The organism is Hyphomicrobium sp., from assembly GCF_035687085.1.
Taxonomy (GTDB): Bacteria; Pseudomonadota; Alphaproteobacteria; order Rhizobiales; family Hyphomicrobiaceae; genus Hyphomicrobium_B.
This window is the reverse complement of sequence record NZ_DASRYS010000020.1, coordinates 66,150-84,840: the sequence shown is the minus strand read 5'-3', so window position 1 is coordinate 84,840 and position 18,691 is coordinate 66,150. Positions and strand designations below refer to the sequence as shown.

The window sequence follows — 18,691 nt, the reverse complement described above, 5'->3', positions numbered from 1 at the left end:
ACCCTACCGAACAAAGAACGGGCACGTGAACGAGATACAGAGGGAACGATACATTTCCGATATAGCGCGAGAACCGTGTAGAAAAGCATCTACTCACTGCAGGACATAAGTCGATTGCTCCGATTGCAAGGATCGCCGCTATACAATGAGCATACGGCCAACGCTTGATCGCCGAGCGCTGAAGGCCCGAAGTATGACGAGATCACCGCCCGATCGAAAAACTTCAACGTCAGAACGTAACCCGACAACACGAAGAATAGCGCAACCGCAGCGGAGCCATACACGAGGCCGAACCAGAAGTGGCCCCGAATTCCCGACCCGGAAACTGCGCCACCGTAGTCTCCCAATAGTTCGGGGTAGAATCCGAGTATGATGTGCCAAATCAGAACCGTTATTGAAGCGAGGCCGCGAAGTCCTTCGAGGGCAACGTCCTTACGCGCCGATACCACCGGCACATTGATGTTCACACGATACCTCGCAACTCAAGAGCAGAGAGTTGCGCAACGTATCAGCTATCGGCGCCTATAGAGGAGAAAGCCGCATGCAATTATCCACCGATTGCGCCGGCGACGGCAATACTAAGGACAACTGAACTCCAATCGTTGACGCCCCGGCGAACGTTTGTTGTCTTAACGTATAATCGAGCGCCTCACTTGGAGTAGGCACGAGAATGAGGCAACATGAATTCACCACCGGCTTTCGAAAGGCGAAGCGTAACGCGCGATCGTTTGGTCAGCGTTCTATTGCCGCTCTACAATGCCGAAAACTACATCGGCCATAGCATTCGAAGTCTCCTGCGCCAGACACATGAGAACCTCGAGATTATCGTCATCGACGACGGTTCGACGGACCGCTCGGGCGAATTTGTCCGCGATCTGGCTGCCATCGACAGCCGCATCAGGTACGTCGCGAAAACGAACAGCGGCATCGTCGACGCCTTGAATCTCGGACTGACTCTCGCTCGTGGCGTTTTCATAGCGCGCCAGGACGCTGACGATATTTCAACGCCAGCCCGAATCGAGAAGCAAGTCGAATACCTCATCGAGCATCCAACGTGCATCGCCGTAAGCGGGGCACACTTTCATATCGATGAATCCGGCTACTTCACCGGAGGCCGCCATTACCCAAGCAATCGGGGTTCCGGAGACTATACCGCTTACCCTGCCATGGAACCCTATCTTCCGCATCCTTTCCTGATGATGCATGCCTCAATCTTGAAAGAATTGAAATATCGCCACACCTTCCACTGCGAGGACAGCGACCTCTACTGGAGAGCAGTGAGGTTCGGGAAGCTCGAAAACATGAGCGAAATTCTCGGCCTTTATCGCATTCACACCGCAAGCATCTCCGGGGCTTCTATTATCGATGGCCGCATCCAGGCCGTATACAGTCAATTGGCGGCAATTTCTGCCGCGCGCTACGATCTCATGATTCCGGATCTCGAATTTGATCCCACTCTTCTCGCCAAATGCCGCAAGGCAAAATCCCTGGCGCGGATCATCGACCTCTTCGCGCCCATGCTCGATCCAAGAGAACTTGCATACTTGCGAGCTGCGTCAGCATTGAAACTTGTCGAACTGTCCGGGTTTCGTCCCTACCGCCTCGAGAAGGAAGACCTCCAGTTCCTGAAGAGCAATGTGAATTTGAAAAAGCTGGGCGGCCGGGAGAACCGCCGAAACGCACGCCGTGCCGTACGCGGTTACTACCGCCGCCAAGGCCTTCCCAAACTCATTGGCTACTATGCGGGTCTTTGATCAGTCGCCGTCGGTGTGGAGATAAGGCGCTGGCATATATCCCATCAGCGCCGCGAACCGGCCTGCCGCTCTCGCAATCTTATCGCCGCCGGCGAGGGCAAGTTTCTTGAAAGCATCTAGTCCAGCGACAAGAGCGACAGGGCTAGCGAGTATCAATGCCGGCCCGATAATTAAATTCAAAGGAATGGTGTGAAGTTTCGTCAGGAGGGTTCTCAAAGTCCCTCGGCGTGTCATCGACTCTCTGATGTTCGCAGCCGCTACCCAGAACGATGTCGTGCACTGGCGCCGATAGGTTAGGCGCTCGACGTGTATCGTTTCATACGTAATCGCGCGAGCGGTGTGGCGAATTTCGAATCCGCGTTTGCGGGCGCGCGAAAAGAAATCGACGTCCTCGCCTCCGCTGAAAGCGAACGCCTCGTCAAAGCGTAGCCCGCAGTCTATGAGGGCTCTGCTGAAGCGAACATTATTCGTATAGGCGGTATGGCATAGCGTTCCTTCGGCAATTGTCTTTGGTTTCACGGGTGCCGCCCAAAATGGTGCCGCGACCGGCAACCGCAACACGCGGTGTCCACGCAATATCGGGACCGCATTGTAGTCGGGCGCCATCAATTGCTGTAGCCAATGGTCGTCGGCTATCTCATCATCATCGATGAATGCAACCCAATCCGCGCCCAGTTGGGACGCAGTCCTGATCGCCCTATTCCGTGCTGTCGCAATGCCCCGCCTGGGTTCGACGAGGTAAATGGCATCGCTACGCACCATCCTCACGACAGGCATCGCAGAACACTCCTCATCGTTGTCGACGACGATGAGTTGATGCCTTACATGTTCGGGGGCGCGCTGACGTGCAAGCGATTCAAGGCACCTACGCAGAGACTCTGGCCTTTTGTATGTGCAGACGCATACGACCACGAGCGCACTGTCTGCCGATCTCCGATCCGGAGAAAAATGTTCGGGATTGGCGATCAATTCCAATATAACAGCCCCCATAATCATGATGACGCAATTCAACAGAATGCTTCATGAGTCAGTAGGCATCACCTATGGATCTGGAGCCTCAGCCCGCCGTATCCAATCCCGCCATAGGTCATCGATCAAGGCACGCTCCGCATTCCACGGATGGCGATCCCATCCTTGGTGCGTGAAACCATATAGAGTGAGCGCACTGGATCTCAGTCGCTTGCGAAAATTCCGGGCCAAATAAAAAAGAGCGAGCATGCCTGTGCTCGGTTGGTCCGACTTCTTCGCCCCATATCGAATGAGGGTCGCGCGCGCTTCGCGATAAATACTCGCGCGCATGTAGGACCAGTGCTTGTGGCCGATGCGGTTCTCGACGAGCTCTCGATCGAATGTTTCCCAATACTCCCGATCACGCGGAAATTTCCGGACTTCTCGAGCGACGAGATCGGGCGGCCTGGCGAGGAGTATCGAGCCGGCAGCCTTAAGGGCGTGGGCATTCAATGCGTGTGGATCGAAAGCAAATTGCCGGGCGGGTTCACCAGTATTGGTTAAAACAAGATAGTCCGTCCTGTAGCCCGACGCACCAAAGTTCCGGCAGCCGTTAAACCGCACAACCACATCATGCGAATCAATTTCGAGCGCTTGCGAGCAATCGATCGGACCATTTCCTACGATCGCGACAGTTGTTGGCTCGCGAAGCCAAGGCAGGTATTTGGCAAATCTGCCTTCACCAAGCCGCGCCGCATTCCCAGGCATCACTGCAAATGAACCCCTTTCTACAAATTCGATTAGAAATCGGGGCTCCCACTCCGACAAGCGCTTGGCGCGAAGAAACTGTGGGAAGACTGAGTTTTTCAGCGGGTTCATCACTGTGCAACAACAGCTCAGCCGGCGCGTTAGCGAAATCAAGGCGCAATGCCTGGCGGCTGACTTCATCTCTCACGTGGCGCATCGCGGCCCGCCCGTCGATCGCTGGTGACGCCGCGACGGCGAACCACTGATTTATCGAAAATCAACTAATTGAATCGTTTTGCGAACACCGCCCGCGATCGTCGGAACCGCTCTCCAGCGAAAAACTTTCGCTTACATTGAAGCATTAGGAGAGCAAATAATGGGTATTCTTGGAAATAATGCGGACCCATCCCATTCCCTTGGCAGCCTGCTTGGCAACATCCTTCCCGGTTCAGTCACTTCAACAACTCTGATCGGAAACGTGGCGGGCACGTCCGGCGTCGTCGACGATCTCCTTCACGGCGTGACGGAGCGGTCGTTGGGTGACGGTGTGAATGACGCCTATCATGACGTCGCGGTAGGCGGTGGCGTCATCGCCGACGCCTTCAACGGTGGCGGTGTCGGCATCGAGCCCACACTTGCGGAACACTTGCCGCCGATCGACGATATTCCACTCGTAAGTGAGATCACAAACGCCATCGACCCGGTCACGAGCCTTGTCGGCAACGTGAACGATACCCTTGTCGACATCGGCGAGAACCTTTCGCCGGGGATCAGTAATCCCCTCAATCTTATGGGCGACGTTATCGGCAAGAGCGGCATCGTCGATGACCTCGTCACCAACGTCCACGAGGGTTCGCTTTCAGGCGCCGTGCTCGATGCGTACAAGGACGTGCTGGGCTCGGGCGGAATCCTAGATAACATCGGCGATGGCTACGGCACCGGTCTTGAGTCCCTTGTCCATCAGTTGAACGGGATAGAGGGAACGCTGCCCATTCTCGGCGAAGTGCCGCCTCTCCTGGGAGATCTGCCGAACACATTGGCCGATAGTGTCGAGGGCCTTTCGCCCGGCGCGTCGTCGGATACCACGGCGACAGGTCATATCATCGGGTCCAGCGGTGTCGTCGATGATGTCCTCACCAATCTATCGCAAGGTTCGCTGACCGGCGGCGTCGTTGCGGCATATGACGACATCTTCGCCAAAGGAGGCTTGGTCAACGACCTCGCAAACGGTCACGGCGCGGGGACCGAAGGCCTGATTGAGAACATCGCGAGCCTTGTCAACGGAACTGGATCGATCGACGGCATCGCCGGCTCCGGCGCTCTCACCGAAGTTCTCGGCCACGTAGGCGCGTTGCTTGGCCAAGACACAGCGGGCGGATTCGACGGTAGCCCTGCCGATTTCCTCGGCGGCCTTCTGGGTGATCACGACATCGCAGGCGCCGTGGATACGTCGCATCTTGCCGATCACCATGTTGCGTGAGGATGAGGCTAGCGTAGCTTATCCCGGCTGATGCGGGAGGGAAATTGTGTGTGGCTTCCGTAACCGCTCCGGAGGCCACACGACTTTGCAGATGCCATCATTCGCTCGCGCGAGCTACTTCCGTATGCCTGGAAAAAAGTTCACGGATGCTGTCCCGGATGCGGGACACGTCGGGCTTGGCGGGGTTCCAATCGATGGAGGAGAATTGGTCGGGCGTGTAGACGCGAGTGAGCTTTTCAAGAAAGCTGAACCTGTCATCGTTCTTCGATCGGCACACGATGACGGGAATTTCCATCGCCATGCAGGGCGCAGCGACGTGATGCAACGGCGTCAATACCAATTTCGCACTCCTGCGGTAGCGGTCTAGCAACGCCTTCTCATGGGTCTCCGCCAGCTGATGCGTGCGCTCAGAAACGGGGAACTCGTCAACCGGAAGGCGATGGTAGATGAACTCGCACTGCTCACTCAGCTCCTTCGGAATGTATCGAAGAACTGAAGACGGAAATTCAGAGCCATAGACGATAAGGAGCCGCCCTTGCTCCGGCTCCTGTTCCCGCGGCGGAAACGTCAGCGTTACGCAGCCCGTCGTAAATGCAGAAATCCCGTGAGCTTTCATGCGCTCAGTGGTGGCGACATCGCGACAGCCAATCGGCTCATGGAGCTTGAAGAGCGCGAGATTGCTACTGATGACATGCTCATCCGCCTGGAATCCGATGAAGATCGGCCGGATCGCCGGCGGCAAGGGAAACGATTGCTTGAAGAACACCGCGTTCATGATCAAGGAGCACGGCGGCCCCTTATACTTCGCAAGCGTATCGCGATTAACGGTGACGATTTGCTCGTCGCCCACGCCCAGATCGCGAAGCAGGTTCCGCGCAGCAATCGACTGTGCATTGTCACCGAGGTTGACGTCGTACGATCCGTAGAGCCGTCGCCGCTCATCGAATGAAAAAAAGTCCTCATAGCCGAAGCGGAGAACGCCGAACTTGTGACCGGGCCGCGATTGGCTGGCCGCCTTTTTGCCCTTAAGTCCGAGGGCTGTTCGTAGTCCCATCGATAATGTTGTTTCTTCTTGCGTTTCAGCTGCAATTTTCATAGTGCCGCAGCAGAGTACAAACGTCTCAATTATCTGAACGTTGTCCACAATGTTTGAAGCCGCGTGCTACTCATGATGCGCGGACGAACGGCGTCCGGCTAAGACGCTTCAACGCTTCAAACTGCTTCAAATTTGCAGCTCCATTCGCATTTCATTTCCCTTCATCTCGCATTTAGTTTGTTTCAATTCGTCCTTCGGCCGCACGTCCGAGTTGCTCCCATGGGTCGGCAGCAGCCTCCAAGCCTACTTATGCTCGTGGCTTGAGAATGTAGTTCGGCCTTCGAACCGCATTTCTTAATGCAGGCGACGGAGGATGCATAATGCCGGTGTGGCAATCGAATTTTTCAGTACTCAACGAAGAGACCACAAATAAAGCCTTCTATGCGGATGCATTCGCGGCGGCCCAGCCTGAAAGACAGCGCGGCCTCTGGAACTTCCTGACGTGGTCGTTTTTTCTCGCGAGCTTTTTGACCGCGACTGATGCCGCCGGCGGCGCCGCTCGCCCCGCACCGATAGCTGCGGATCCCCACAATTCTTCGCATGGCGACGACAGCTTCTCGCCGTTCCACCGCTCGCATCCCGGCATTCAGGGTGCAGCACTAGAAAACTCACCCATAAGCCCGCAACTGCCTGAATCTGATCCCCGGCTGGCAAAGAACTTCATCGACCCTGCGGTCCTGCCGGCGGCCGGAGCAGTTCCGCTCGCGCACGAGGGTGGATCGCATGCATCGCCGCTGTCCTCGGGCGCCTCTGTCAGTGCGCTCAACTCCGTCGAGGCATTCGATAATAATGACGAAGCCACATCTCCGGATGGTCACACCGGCCCCGATGCAAACCCCGGCATCGTTCCTGAGCTCGGCCTCGCGCCCAACATCGATCTCACGCTCGGGATCGTAACCCACACCATCGGCGACGTAGTTGGCGGAGCTTTACACACGGTTGGCGACGTGGTGACAACGCTCGATAATACGATTGATACGTCTCTGCACGCCGTCGCGACGACGCTCGCGGCAACAACCGGTCTGGTTACGAACCTTCTGGACACGGTCGAAACGGCGATCGCCATGACAGATCATGCGCCCGCAGCGGCCGATGCCATCATCGGATCGAGCAGTCTTCTCCACACAACATTGGAGGGTCTAGGACTTGCATCGTCCGGTTCATTGACGTTTGCCGCAAATACGCTCAATGACCTCGCCGCAGACATGTCGGCACCTCCGGGCGGATACTCGCAATTCAATATCTCCGTTCAGGATGCCGCGACGCCGGACGCTCCTTCCCTTCCGAGCGATACTGGCAGCATCACGTCCATCGTCACGATGGCGCTTGGAATTGGCGACCACCATCCAGCGCCCGGCGCAAGTTCGGCAGATCATCAGGGCGATCAACCATCGCCTCATATCCTGCAGGTCCACGATCTGACGAGCGACATCCATCATGCCTTGTTTGCCTGACCCGCATCGGCACCGCGGTTTGTCAGCACATAAGGACGAGTAATGAGTAATGCGCTATCAGCCTCGGAAAGCCGGCCCACCATGACAGCGGCGGCTCAAGCCGAAAACGTTCCGGCTTCCGCGCCGGGGCTTCAGCCGGGCGGCATCGGCCTCGGCCTTTCGGCACATCCGGCAATACGGCTGCTCCTCACAATCCAACGCGATCTCAAGAAATCGCTACGGCGTTTTGCCGGTATCGGCGACACAGGGCCATCACAACCCGCTTCAGACAGCCCATTGGCGCTCTGGCGAGCCACGGCAAGGCGTACGTTCGCAGTCGTTGCACTGTTCTCTGTCTTCGTGAACGCCCTGATGCTGACCATGCCGATATATCTGTTCCAAATATCGGACCGTGTTTTGACAAGCCGCAGTCTCGATACGCTCCTCATGTTGTCCTGTCTCGCCTTGGGGCTGCTGGCGACGATGTCGATGCTCGACGTTCTTCGCCGCCAGATCCTCGGCAGGCTCGCAGCCTCTATGGAAGTGATCTTAGGCGGTCCGGTTCTTGCGAGCATCGTCATGTCCGCGCCCACGGGCGAAGGCGGTAACGTCCAGGCGCTATGGTCGCTTCGTCAGGTCCGCGGATTTCTTTCAAGCCCGACCATGCTTCTGCTCTTCGATGCGCCGCTGTCGCCGCTATATTTCGGTGTGGTCTTTCTCATCCATCCCCAGCTCGGTGCAATCGTGTTGGCGGCAGGCGTTGTTCTCTCCATCATCGCCGTGCTCAACCAGACAGCGACGGCCGGCCCAATGGGCAGAGCCGGTGCTTTCTCATCGAAATCCGATACCCATGCAGAGTCGCTCGCGCGAAACGCCCAAGTCATCAATGCGATGGGTATGCTGAACGAAAGCATTCTTCACTGGGGCCGCGAGCAGGCACAGGCCCTCTCTTCCCAGATCAACGCCCACGATAAGAATTACTGGATCAGTGGCGCATCGAAATTCGCGCGTCTCATGACACAGGTCGCGATTCTCGGATGGGGCGCTCATCTGGCGCTCGAAGGATCGTTGACGGGTGGTGCGATGATCGCCGCATCGATCATTGCCGGACGCGCCCTGCAGCCGCTCGAAGGCATGATCGAAGGCTGGCGTTCGCTCATCCAGGCGCGGGGCGCTTACGCCCGCGTGCGCGCAGCGCTCGAAGGCCTCCAGACGGAAAAGCCCAAGCTGCTCCTGCCCCGGCCTGCCGGAAAGCTCACCGTTGAACGCCTTCTCTATATTCCGCAGGGCTCGCGGGAACCCGTTCTGAACGGCATCAGCTTCGAGCTTCTGCCAGGTGAGTCGCTTGCGATCGTCGGGCCTTCGGGATCCGGCAAGTCGACGCTCGCGCGCGTCCTCGTCGGCTGCCAATTTCCAACCGCAGGCAGGGTCAGGCTTGACGGCACCGACCTTCGCAACTGGGATCGCCGCCAGTTCGGCGAATATACCGGCTACCTTCCGCAGGAAATCGAGCTCTTCCCCGGATCGATCAAGGAGAATATCTGCAGGCTTCGCACGGACCTCAAGGACAAGGATATTTTCGAAGCTGCGGGCGTCGCCGGCGTCCACGACATGGTTTGTCAGCTCGCAGCCGGTTACGAGACGATCCTCGATCGCAACGGTGCACCGCTGTCCGGCGGCCAGAAGCAGCGCATCGGACTCGCCCGCGCATTCTTCGGCGATCCCTCGCTGATCGTCCTCGACGAGCCCAATTCCAATCTCGACGCCGTCGGCGAGCAGGCGCTGGCTGAGAGCATGAAGAAAGCAAAGCAGCGGGGTGTTACGATGGTCCTTATCACCCAACGGCCCGCGTTGCTGAGCTCCGTCGATAAGGTCCTGGTCCTTCGCTCCGGGCGCCTCGAAGGTTTCGGTGCCCCGCGTGATGTTCTTCATCGCCTAGTGAACCAGCCCTCTGCCAAACCGGCGTCGGGCACGTGAAAATTCAGACCATTCAACTCATGTACGGAGACGCGACGTGTTCCTCGGCTGTCCGGGCATAGATCAGTGGCATGCAGGCGTGCCACGCAGTTCGCAAGTTCCAATCCTGTTGGGTGCCGGCATCGTCGCGGTCTGCGTGCTGGGGTTCGGCGCCTGGGCGGCAACCGCCCCGCTTGATGGCGCAGTCGTGACGACCGGAACGTTCGTAGCAGCTGGTCAGAACAAGGAGATCCAGCATCTCGAAGGTGGCATCATCAACGAGGTCAAGGTCAAGGAAGGCGATCGGGTCGAAGCCGGGCAGACGCTTGTGCGCCTCGATCCCACGACGGCGGTTGCCAAGCTTCGCATGCTGACGCTTCGAAGATACCGCCTCGTCACGACGCAGGCGCGGCTGGAAGCACAGCTCGCTGGCAAGAACGCCTTCGCGTTGCCGGCCGCGGCAGGCATCGACCATAATGATCCCGAGGTTCAGGCCATTCTCCGCCGCCAACAGCTCGAACTCGAAGCGCGCCGCGATCGAATGAATTCGGAAGAAGCTGTTTTGCGCAAGGAAATCGCGGGCCTGCAGGAAAGCATTGCAGGTTACGAGACGCAGATCTTGTCGACCAGGAAGAGGCTCAACATTTTTGGAGAGGAACTGAAAGACAAGAACGCGCTTCTCGATCGGGATCTGATCCGGCGAACCGAGGTATATTCCGTTCGTCGCGATGAGGCCGCTCTCAACGGCGAACTCGGCGGTCTGATAGGACGTGTCGCCGACAGCCGCCAGCAAGTCGCGCGCGCCGAGCAGCAGATCATGTCCATACGATCTACCGCCACTCAGAAATCGGTTGAGGAGCTGCGCCAAGCCGAATCCGACCTCGACGACATCACAGAGCAGATCAGATCGGCCGCCGATGTGGTGGAGCGCACCGACATCAAGGCCCCGGTCAATGGCATCGTCGTCAAGCTCAATCAACACACGCGGGGCGGCGTCGTCGCGGCCGGCAGCACGATCCTGGAGCTTCTACCCGTCAACGATGACTTGATCATCGAAGGCCGCGTCAGTCCCGATCAGATCGTTCACGTCAAGCAGGGCCAACCCGCAACTGTCAGGCTTTCTGCCCTCAACCAGCGGGTCACGCCGATGATCGAAGGTAACGTTACATATCTTTCCGCCGATACCATTTCGGACCGGCCCAATCTCGTTACGCAAGCGCAATCAACGACGGATAATGGCTCGTTCATCGTGCGTGTGAAGCTCGATGAAAATGATGTCTCTAGAAAGGTGCTGAATTTCAAGCCGACTCCCGGAATGCCGGTCGATATTTATATCCAAACGGGCGAGCGGACTTTCTTCGACTACTTGCTGGAGCCGGTGATGGACAGCTTCTCTCGTGCCTTCCGGGAGAAGTAATGTCGAGCCGCAGGCGATGAACGGCGGGGCCCCGCAACCGCGACAAACCCTCAGCCGGAAAGTATCGCGAAAATCTCTGAGATTCCTAGAAATTTGGTGGGTGATCACGGGCTCGAACCGTGGACCCGCTGATTAAGAGTCAGCTGCTCTACCAACTGAGCTAATCACCCGAACCAATCGCCGGCCTCGAAACGGAACCGGGCGGCTCCAAAGGACGGCTAAGGGGCCCGATGTGGGCCCCTTCGAGGGAGCGAATAGCATCGGCCGGGGGCTCTGTCCACCCCTTCTCGTCAACAATAATAGCGCAGCTTGACGGGCCCAGGATTTATGGGCTTCCGGCGCGCAAAAATCACCATTCCGGGATCACCTCCGGCCGTGCACATAGGCCGACATCGCCACACCCAATCCAATCATCAGAGTCGTCATCGACGTGCCCCCATAGGAGACGAGCGGCAGCGGAATGCCCACGACCGGTACGAGCCCCGTCACCATGGCGAGATTGATGAAGACGTAGAGAAAGAACGTCATCGCCGACCCGGCTATCGCGAGCCGCGCGAAACGGTTGTCGCACCGCTGGGCCATCAGCATCATCATCCCGATGAGGAGCCCATAGATGCCAATCAGCGCCAGCATGCCGGTGAACCCCCACTCCTCGCCGATAATGCTCGCGATGAAGTCCGTATGCTTCTCAGGAACGAAGTCGAGCTGGCTTTGCGTGCCCTCGAGGAACCCCTTCCCCGACACGCCGCCCGATCCCAGCGCGATCTTCGACTGCGTGATGTGATAGCCGGCACCCAGCGGATCCATGCCCGGGTTGAGAAACACTTCCACGCGCCGCTTCTGATAATCGTGCATGCCCGACCAGATCACCGGCAAGGCCGCGATCGCGATGAAGCCGCCGAGCGCGAAATAGCGAAGCGGCACGCCCGCCAGAAACATCAGCGCCAGTCCCAGCGCGATGAACAGCATGGCCGAGCCGAGGTCGGGCTGCTGCAGCGTCAGCGCCACCGGCACGCCGATGATCGCCAGCGGCAGAAGAACGTAGAGTGGCTTGCCCACCTTCTCCGGCGGCAGCTGATAATAAAAACGCGCCAGCGCGCCGACGAGCGCAAGCTTCATCAGCTCCGACGGCTGGAAGGAAATCGGCCCCGCATCAATCCACCGCCGCGCGCCCATCGCTTCCGACCCGATGAATGGGACCAGCGCCAGCATGGCCAGAGCCGCCACGTAGGCGGGATAGGCGAGCTTCATCCACACGTCGAGACGCACGATCGCCATCGCGACGACGACGGCGAGCATGATGAGGAAGCGAAACGTGTGCCGCTCGGCCCACGGCTGAAACGAGCCGCCTGAAACGGAGTAGAGCGTCGCCGTACCGATGCCGGCAAGAACACACGCCGTCAGCAGAAGCGGCCAGTTGATGCGCCACAGCTTATCGCTGAGGCCGAGCGGCCGGCGGAGACTGCGGTGCGTGGCAAACGGCGTCCCCATCATCCGGCCTTCTCGCCTTGATCACGCAAGGGCACCAGATTGCCGCCCGGCGGAAGCGTGTCCCGAGCAGCCTGCCCTTCTGTGGCGAGCGCCAGAATATCGCGCGCGAGCAGTGCCGCCGTCGAATTGCCTTCACCGCCTCGTTCGGCCACGGTGGCAATCGCGAAACGCGGCGCATCCGCGGGCTCGAAGCCGATGAAGATTTTCGCCCCGCCGGACTTGCCTGCAACGATCGGCCTCCCCGGCTCGAGCCGCGCTTCGGCCGCACTTCCATCCGCGTCATTGACCGCAGCGGTCATGCCCTGCCGGATGGCGGTCAAGTTTTCAGCACCAAAGGCAATCGGTCGAAACGGCGGCACCCCATACCGCTTCTCGATCTGCGGCGTCACCTCCTGGCCGCTCCCGATGCGCGCCGCCATCACCGCTAGCTGCAGCGGCGTCGCCAGCATGTAACCTTGACCGAGGCCCGACAGCAGCGTCTCGCCGCCGAGCCACGCCGCATTGAGGTTGCCGCGCTTCCAATCGGGATCGGGCACGAGTCCCGCCTTCTCTTCCCCGACTCGAACATTCCACGTTCCGCCGAGCCCCAGCGCGCGCGCCGCCGCCGCCAGGCGCATGATGCCGAGCCGGTTTGCGACCTCGCAGAAGTAGACTTCGCACGATGACTTGATCGCATCGTGCAGCGAGACGATCCCGTGCCCCTCGGGCTTCGAGCAGCGGTAAGTCTCCCCCCGATACGCGTAATGCCCGTCGCAGCGGACCTGCTCTTCAGGTGAAAGAATACCCGCTTCCAATGCCGCCAGCGCGGTCGCGACCACGAATGCCGACCCCGGCGCATATTGCCCGGCAATCGCGCGGTTGAGCAGCGGCTTGTCATCGGATTGAGCGAGCTTCTGCCAATCGGCTTCCGTGATGCCGCCTGCAATCGCGCTGGCGTCGAAGGCCGGTATCGAAGCCATCACCACGATGCCGCCCGTCGCGATGTCGAGCATCACCGCCGCCGCGCGCACCTCGCGCTGCATGCGCTCGACCACCCGCCGCTGCAGCTCTGAGTTGATCGTCAGCGTGACGTCGCGGCCGGCAATGGGCTCCACCGTTTCGAGATTTCGGATCAGGCGCCCGCGCGCGTCGACTTCGACCTTCTGCATGCCGCCCGTGCCGCGCAGATCGCCATCGAAGCCCAATTCCGCGCCGCTCTTGCCGATGCGCATCTCGGGCAGCCTTGCCACCGCATCGTCATCGATCGAAAACCGCTCGACGCTGCCGACGAACCCCACGACGTGACTGAGCGCTGCGCCTTGATGATACCGGCGGCGCAGTCCGAAGTCGGTCGCAATCCCCGGCAGGCTCGGCGCGAACAGATTGAGCTGCGCCACCTGCTCGAAGCTCAAGTCCGACGCGAACGTCGTCGCAACGTTCCGCCCCTGCTTGCGCGCGCGTACGACGATCCGCGCAATCTCGTCCTCGTTAAGCGGCACGATGCGGCTGACGCGCCGGAGCACGGCTGCGGAATTTTTCGCAAGCGCCGGCGTGATCGTGACCCGAAAGACCTGCTCGTTATCTGCGAGCAAGCGCCCGTCGGCATCGAAGATGCGCCCGCGCTTCGGCGCCAGCACCTGCAGATTGATGCGATTGTCGTCTGCCAGCGGCCCATAGCGGCCTGCGCCAATCACCTGCAGATCGAAGGCGCGCCATGCGATGAGGCCGAGCCCGGCCGCCTGGACACCGCCGAGCAGCAAACCTCTCCGCGTGAACTGATCCCCTCGCTTAGGTCCCCCCGCACCCGAGGTATCCGTCATTGGCTGCCTCGCGTGAGACGCATGCCGCGCGCGGCAGACTTGGCGCCGGACCACGTGATGCCAAGAAAGGGCGTCAGCGCGAAAGCCAAAATGATGGTGACGAGCGCGCTCCACGCATAAGGCTGCCATCTCAGCAGTTGCAGGAAATAGAGCGACGCCAGAAGCCAGGCAAAGCCAGTCACCGCGACGATCGCGAACGCGAGCGTCGCCATTCTGCCAAGAGCGCTGGCAGCCGGCCGCCGTGACACCAGCATCGCAACCGCATAAGCACACAAGTAGACGAGCGCCCAATAACCGAGCGGCCCTTGCGTCAACACATCGAGCATCAGGCCGGCGAGGAAAATCGCCCAGTCGGGTAGCCACGCATCGGGATCGAGCGTCCAATGATAGATTGCAATGACCGGCAACAACGGCAGCACGAAGCGATCTTCAGCGGCAAGCCCCCACGGCAACGCCGCCGCCAAGCTCAACAGCGCGACGGACAAGACCGGCAGCGATGCGCGAACCCACTTCATGGCGCTGCCCTTAGGCGGGGATAGACGGGCGGAATGGCGTTATGCGCTTCTCCGCTCACCTTGCGTTGAGAAAGATCGCCGGTGACCCCGCGAAACGGATCGGCGAAGAACAAAACACTCACGTAACTCAAACGATCGAGGTCGGCGCGCAACGCGACGCGTGGATCGGAAAGGCCGCCCACGACGGTGCCGAGGCGCAGCCCTTCGGGAAAGACGCCGCCGACGCCCGATGTCGCCACATCGTCGCCGTTGGCGATGTTCGCCCCCTCGGGAATGTAGATCAGCCGCGGCCGCGCGCTGTTATCGCCGGCGAGAATTCCGCGCACCGCATTGGGCCCGATCCGCACCGGGATGCGGCTGTTGAGATCCGTCGCCAAAAGCACGCGCGACACGGCGGGAGCGACATCGACAATGCGCCCCACGAGCCCATCGCCGTTGATGACGGGATAGCCCTCCTTCACATTCCGCTTGCGCCCGGCATCGATCGTCACGCTGCGCACGAATACACCGCTCGAATCCGCAATGACGCGGCTCGTGAGGAAATCGATCTTCTGCTCAGGCACGGTCTTCGCCAGCGCCTCGAGATCGGCAACCTTCGATTCGAGCTGCTGCGCACGCCATTTCCAGCTCTCGAGCTTCTGATTTTCTTGTCTCAGCCGCTCGAGTTCATGGCTCAAATCGACTTGCGCGGAAATCGAGCGCCCGATCTCGCGCACGGGCTCCGCCGGGATCAGTGCGCCCCGCAGCACCGGGCTCAGCCAAGTTGAAGCCCGCCAGCGCACGTCGCTGACCATGCTGTGGTCGAGGCGGCTCAGCAGCAGCAGTCCGGACGCGACGAAAACGAGAAGCAGCAGCAACGGACGCATATGCTTTCCCGGCGCCTCACGATCCGTGCGCCGCAAGAAAAGATTATGATCCTTGAGCTGCGTCATTCAAAAATTATCCGCTGCCCGCGCCCGCTGACCAACGCGGGTTCACGGCCTGATCAAAAGATGCTCGCGCTCCTTGAGCGTCCGCAATATCGCTGCCGTTCCCGCAATAACGCATTGCTCCGGCACTTCCGGTAAATGCACCTTCACGCCCACGCGGCGTTCTAACTCCTGGTCGAGCTTCGTCAGCTTGGCGCCGCCGCCCGACAGATAAATGCCGCGCTCGCACAAATCGGTCGAGATTTCCGCTGGCAGATCCTCGATCGCAAGCTGAATGAATTCGGCGATCTGTTCCACTGTCCCTTCTAACGCTTCCGCAATGTCGTGCGGCGCAAGCACGACCGTCTTCGCGCGGCCTTCCTTCAGCTCACGCCCGCGAATGACGATTTCCGCCGTCTCGCCGTTGATGATGCGGGAAGCCGAACCCGCCTCGATCTTGATGCGCTCGGCATTGGCTTCCCCGATCAAAAGCTGATGCTTGCGCCGAACATAACGGACAATGGCTTCGTCCATCGCATTGCCGCCGCAGCGGATCGAGCGCGCCTCCACGACGCCACCGAGCGAGAGAACCGCAATGTCCGTCGTCCCTCCGCCGATATCGACCACCATAGACCCCTTCGGCTCGTCGATCGGCAACCCGGCGCCAATCGCCGCCGCCACCGGCTCCTCGACGAGGAAGACTTTTCGCGCGCCTGCCGAAAGGGCCGTCTCATAGACCGCACGCCGCTCCACAGGCGTCGCACCCGCCGGCACGCAGATGACGATCACGGGACGAACGAATTCGATGATGGATTTCGTCCGCCCAATGAACTGGCGCAGCATTTCCTCAGTCGCTTGAAAATCGGCGATCACACCATCGCGCAGCGGGCGGATCGTCTCGATGCTTTCCGGCGTGCGCCCCAGCATCAGCTTGGCCTTCTGTCCCACGGCCAGAACCTCGCGCACGCCCCCGCGCGAGCGAATGGCGACGACGGATGGCTCATTAATGATGACGCCGCGTCCTTCCACGTAGACGAGCGTATTCGCGGTGCCCAGATCGATAGCAATGTTGTCGGAGAGGACGTTTCTGAAGCCTAAACCCAACATTCGCGAACCTGGGGCTATTTGCTGTCGCTGACTTTATGGCGTGGACGGCCTTATACAAGATGGCCAGACCGTCCAAAGCAAGGCTTCTGGGCGAATGTAACCGTCCCGGGCGCCGTTCCCTATACCGCCAAACGCAAAACCGGGGCAGCCTGCAGTCGTTGCTGCACGCCACCCCGGCCCAAATTAAACGAAAACTGGCTCTAAACTCTAAACGGCCTGCTGCGCCTGCGCCGTCTTCTGCCGTTTTACGACAAGCTTGTTCAGTGCCGCCACGAATGCTCGCGCGGAAGCGACGAGCGTATCGGGATCGGCAGCGCGGCCCGTCGCGACACGGCCATCTTCCTCCAGACGCACCGACACTTCCGCCTGCGCGTCCGTGCCTTCCGTCACCGCGTGCACCTGATAAAGATCAAGGCGTGCATTATGCGGGAACAGCAGCTTAATCGCGTTGAAGGTTGCATCGACAGGCCCGTTCCCGGCGCTCTGCACCGTCTTCGACTGCCCGTCGACGTCGAGCGTCAGCGTTGCCGACTGCGGACCCATCGTACCGGCAATCACGGTCAGCGCCGTCACCTTCACGCGATCATTGATGTGCGCCATGCCGTCATCGACGAGCGCCTCGATGTCCTCGTCATAGATGTGCTTCTTCCGGTCGGCGAGCGCCTTGAACCGGTTGAACGCATCCTCCATCGCGTTGTCGCCGAGCGTATAGCCAAGCTCTTTCAGCTTCGACTTGAACGCAGCGCGCCCCGAATGCTTGCCCATGACGAGCGAGGACTTGCCGACGCCAACGGACTCCGGCGTCATGATCTCGTACGTCTCGGTGTTCTTCAGAACGCCGTCCTGATGAATGCCGCTCTCATGCGCGAACGCGTTCCGGCCAACGATCGCCTTGTTGTACTGCACGGGGAAGTTCGTCACCGCCGACACGAGCTTCGACGCCCGCGCCAGCATCTCCGACTTGATGCCCGTATCGTGCGGCAGCAGATCGTGCCGCGTGCGAATGGCCATCACGATCTCTTCGAGCGCCGCGTTTCCTGCGCGCTCGCCGAGGCCGTTGATCGTGCATTCGATCTGCCGTGCACCGGCGCGAACGCCAGCGAGCGAGTTGGCAACCGCGAGACCCAGATCGTCGTGGCAGTGCGTCGAGATGATGACCTTGTCCATGCCTGGGACGCGCGTCTTCAGCATGGTGATGAGGTCGAAATATTCCTCCGGCAGCGCATAGCCGACCGTGTCGGGAATATTGATGGTCGTGGCACCCGCCTTGATCGCTGCTTCCACGACCCGGCAGAGATAATCGTGCTCGGTGCGCGTGGCGTCCATCGCGCTCCACTCGACATCGTCGGTGTAGCCGCGCGCCCGCGTCACCGAGGCGACGACGCGCTCGTACACCTGCTCTTGCGTCAGCTGCAGCTGATGCTGCCGGTGCAGCGGCGACGTGCCGATGAACGTGTGAATGCGTCCACGCTTCGCCGGCTTGATCGCCTCGCCCGCGCGGTCGATGTCGTTGAAGTTCGCGCGCGCCAGCCCGCAGATGACCGACTGCTTGGCGAGCTTGGCGATCTCCGTCACCGCCTCGAAATCACCCTCCGACGCAATCGGAAATCCGGCCTCGATCACGTCGACGCCCATCGCGTCGAGCAACTCGGCGACCTGCAGCTTCTCCTCGAACGTCATCGTCGCGCCGGGGCACTGCTCGCCGTCGCGCAGGGTTGTATCGAAAATTATGATCTTGTCGGCTTCGCGCTTCGGCGCTGCCGCGCTTTTGATTTCGGAAGTCATCGCTTTTTCATCCTTTGCCGGGCGACTTTTTCGTCTGCCGCGATCGCTATCAAGCTTGATTTCGTGGCCGTCTGATCCCCTGGGCACGAACCCGGCGACGGCCGGGCGTTATGCGGCCCAGGGGCCGGTAAGGAGCAGCGAAAACAGAAGCTTAGGCGCGAGTGTGCCGCCGTGATTGCATTGCGCAGTCGCCAGGAGAGCAGCCATGTCGGTCGCGCGTGCCATGAAGGCCGAAATCCGGTTGAGCGGGGACAG

The 18,691-nt window shown here is 60.1% G+C and carries 15 protein-coding genes and 1 tRNA gene; 5 read left to right on the top strand and 11 right to left on the bottom strand.

What is annotated here, in order from left to right; all coding sequences use genetic code 11:
- Positions 1-89: 89 nt before the first annotated feature.
- Entirely contained in the window at positions 90-449 is a 360-nt protein-coding gene (locus VFG26_RS17650) for an acyltransferase family protein (protein ID WP_414653325.1), read from the bottom strand.
- A gap of 231 nt (positions 450-680) precedes the next feature.
- Between VFG26_RS17650 and VFG26_RS16720 the strand changes: the two genes are divergently transcribed.
- The gene (locus VFG26_RS16720; RefSeq protein ID WP_325027170.1) at positions 681-1,754 is read left to right on the top strand and encodes a glycosyltransferase family 2 protein; all 1,074 of its coding nucleotides are present in this window, start codon (positions 681-683) and stop codon (positions 1,752-1,754) included.
- On the opposite strand, the gene VFG26_RS16715 is transcribed toward VFG26_RS16720, so the two are convergent.
- Together VFG26_RS16715 and VFG26_RS16710 are read right to left on the bottom strand one after the other, a co-directional pair.
- Positions 1,755-2,729: a glycosyltransferase family 2 protein gene (locus VFG26_RS16715; RefSeq protein ID WP_325027169.1), complete on the bottom strand. Its 975-nt coding sequence runs from the start codon at positions 2,727-2,729 to the stop codon at positions 1,755-1,757.
- A 66-nt stretch (positions 2,730-2,795) separates the two neighbouring features.
- Positions 2,796-3,581, bottom strand: a complete 786-nt coding sequence (locus tag VFG26_RS16710) for a hypothetical protein (protein WP_325027168.1) — start codon at positions 3,579-3,581, stop codon at positions 2,796-2,798.
- Positions 3,582-3,825: 244 nt separating this feature from the next.
- Here VFG26_RS16710 and VFG26_RS16705 point away from each other — a divergent pair, with 244 nt between their 5' ends.
- Positions 3,826-4,929, top strand: a complete 1,104-nt coding sequence (locus VFG26_RS16705; protein ID WP_325027167.1) for a hypothetical protein — start codon at positions 3,826-3,828, stop codon at positions 4,927-4,929.
- Between the two features lie 97 nt (positions 4,930-5,026).
- Here the strand turns inward: VFG26_RS16705 and VFG26_RS16700 are convergent, their stop codons facing one another.
- Positions 5,027-5,983, bottom strand: a complete 957-nt coding sequence (locus VFG26_RS16700; protein ID WP_325027166.1) for a polysaccharide pyruvyl transferase family protein — start codon at positions 5,981-5,983, stop codon at positions 5,027-5,029.
- Between the two features lie 362 nt (positions 5,984-6,345).
- On the opposite strand from VFG26_RS16700, the gene VFG26_RS16695 reads away from it, so the two are divergent.
- The 3 genes from VFG26_RS16695 (at position 6,346) to VFG26_RS16685 (ending at position 10,831) form a co-directional block, all read left to right on the top strand.
- The gene (locus VFG26_RS16695; RefSeq protein WP_325027165.1) at positions 6,346-7,479 is read left to right on the top strand and encodes a hypothetical protein; all 1,134 of its coding nucleotides are present in this window, start codon (positions 6,346-6,348) and stop codon (positions 7,477-7,479) included.
- 81 nt (positions 7,480-7,560) lie between these two features.
- The gene (locus VFG26_RS16690) at positions 7,561-9,435 is read left to right on the top strand and encodes a type I secretion system permease/ATPase (RefSeq protein WP_325027164.1); all 1,875 of its coding nucleotides are present in this window, start codon (positions 7,561-7,563) and stop codon (positions 9,433-9,435) included.
- A 79-nt stretch (positions 9,436-9,514) separates the two neighbouring features.
- Entirely contained in the window at positions 9,515-10,831 is a 1,317-nt protein-coding gene (locus VFG26_RS16685; protein WP_325027163.1) for an HlyD family type I secretion periplasmic adaptor subunit, read from the top strand.
- Between the two features lie 94 nt (positions 10,832-10,925).
- On the opposite strand, the gene VFG26_RS16680 is transcribed toward VFG26_RS16685, so the two are convergent.
- From VFG26_RS16680 to VFG26_RS16650, 7 genes are all read right to left on the bottom strand, one after another.
- Positions 10,926-11,001 (bottom strand) — tRNA-Lys (locus tag VFG26_RS16680).
- 193 nt (positions 11,002-11,194) lie between these two features.
- Complete coding sequence (gene rodA, locus VFG26_RS16675) at positions 11,195-12,325, bottom strand: rod shape-determining protein RodA (protein ID WP_325027162.1); 1,131 nt, start codon at positions 12,323-12,325, stop codon at positions 11,195-11,197.
- A complete protein-coding gene (gene mrdA / locus VFG26_RS16670; protein ID WP_325027161.1) occupies positions 12,322-14,121 on the bottom strand; it encodes a penicillin-binding protein 2 in 1,800 nt (599 codons plus the stop codon). Before mrdA ends, rodA begins: the two co-directional genes overlap by 4 nt.
- Entirely contained in the window at positions 14,118-14,636 is a 519-nt protein-coding gene (locus VFG26_RS16665; protein WP_325027160.1) for a hypothetical protein, read from the bottom strand. Before VFG26_RS16665 ends, mrdA begins: the two co-directional genes overlap by 4 nt.
- Positions 14,633-15,568, bottom strand: a complete 936-nt coding sequence (gene mreC, locus VFG26_RS16660; RefSeq protein ID WP_325027159.1) for a rod shape-determining protein MreC — start codon at positions 15,566-15,568, stop codon at positions 14,633-14,635. The genes VFG26_RS16665 and mreC overlap by 4 nt, the downstream gene beginning before the upstream one ends.
- A 42-nt stretch (positions 15,569-15,610) precedes the next feature.
- Complete coding sequence (locus VFG26_RS16655) at positions 15,611-16,651, bottom strand: rod shape-determining protein (RefSeq protein ID WP_325027158.1); 1,041 nt, start codon at positions 16,649-16,651, stop codon at positions 15,611-15,613.
- Between the two features lie 207 nt (positions 16,652-16,858).
- A complete protein-coding gene (locus VFG26_RS16650; RefSeq protein ID WP_325027157.1) occupies positions 16,859-18,436 on the bottom strand; it encodes a 2-isopropylmalate synthase in 1,578 nt (525 codons plus the stop codon).
- Positions 18,437-18,691: the final 255 nt, after the last annotated feature.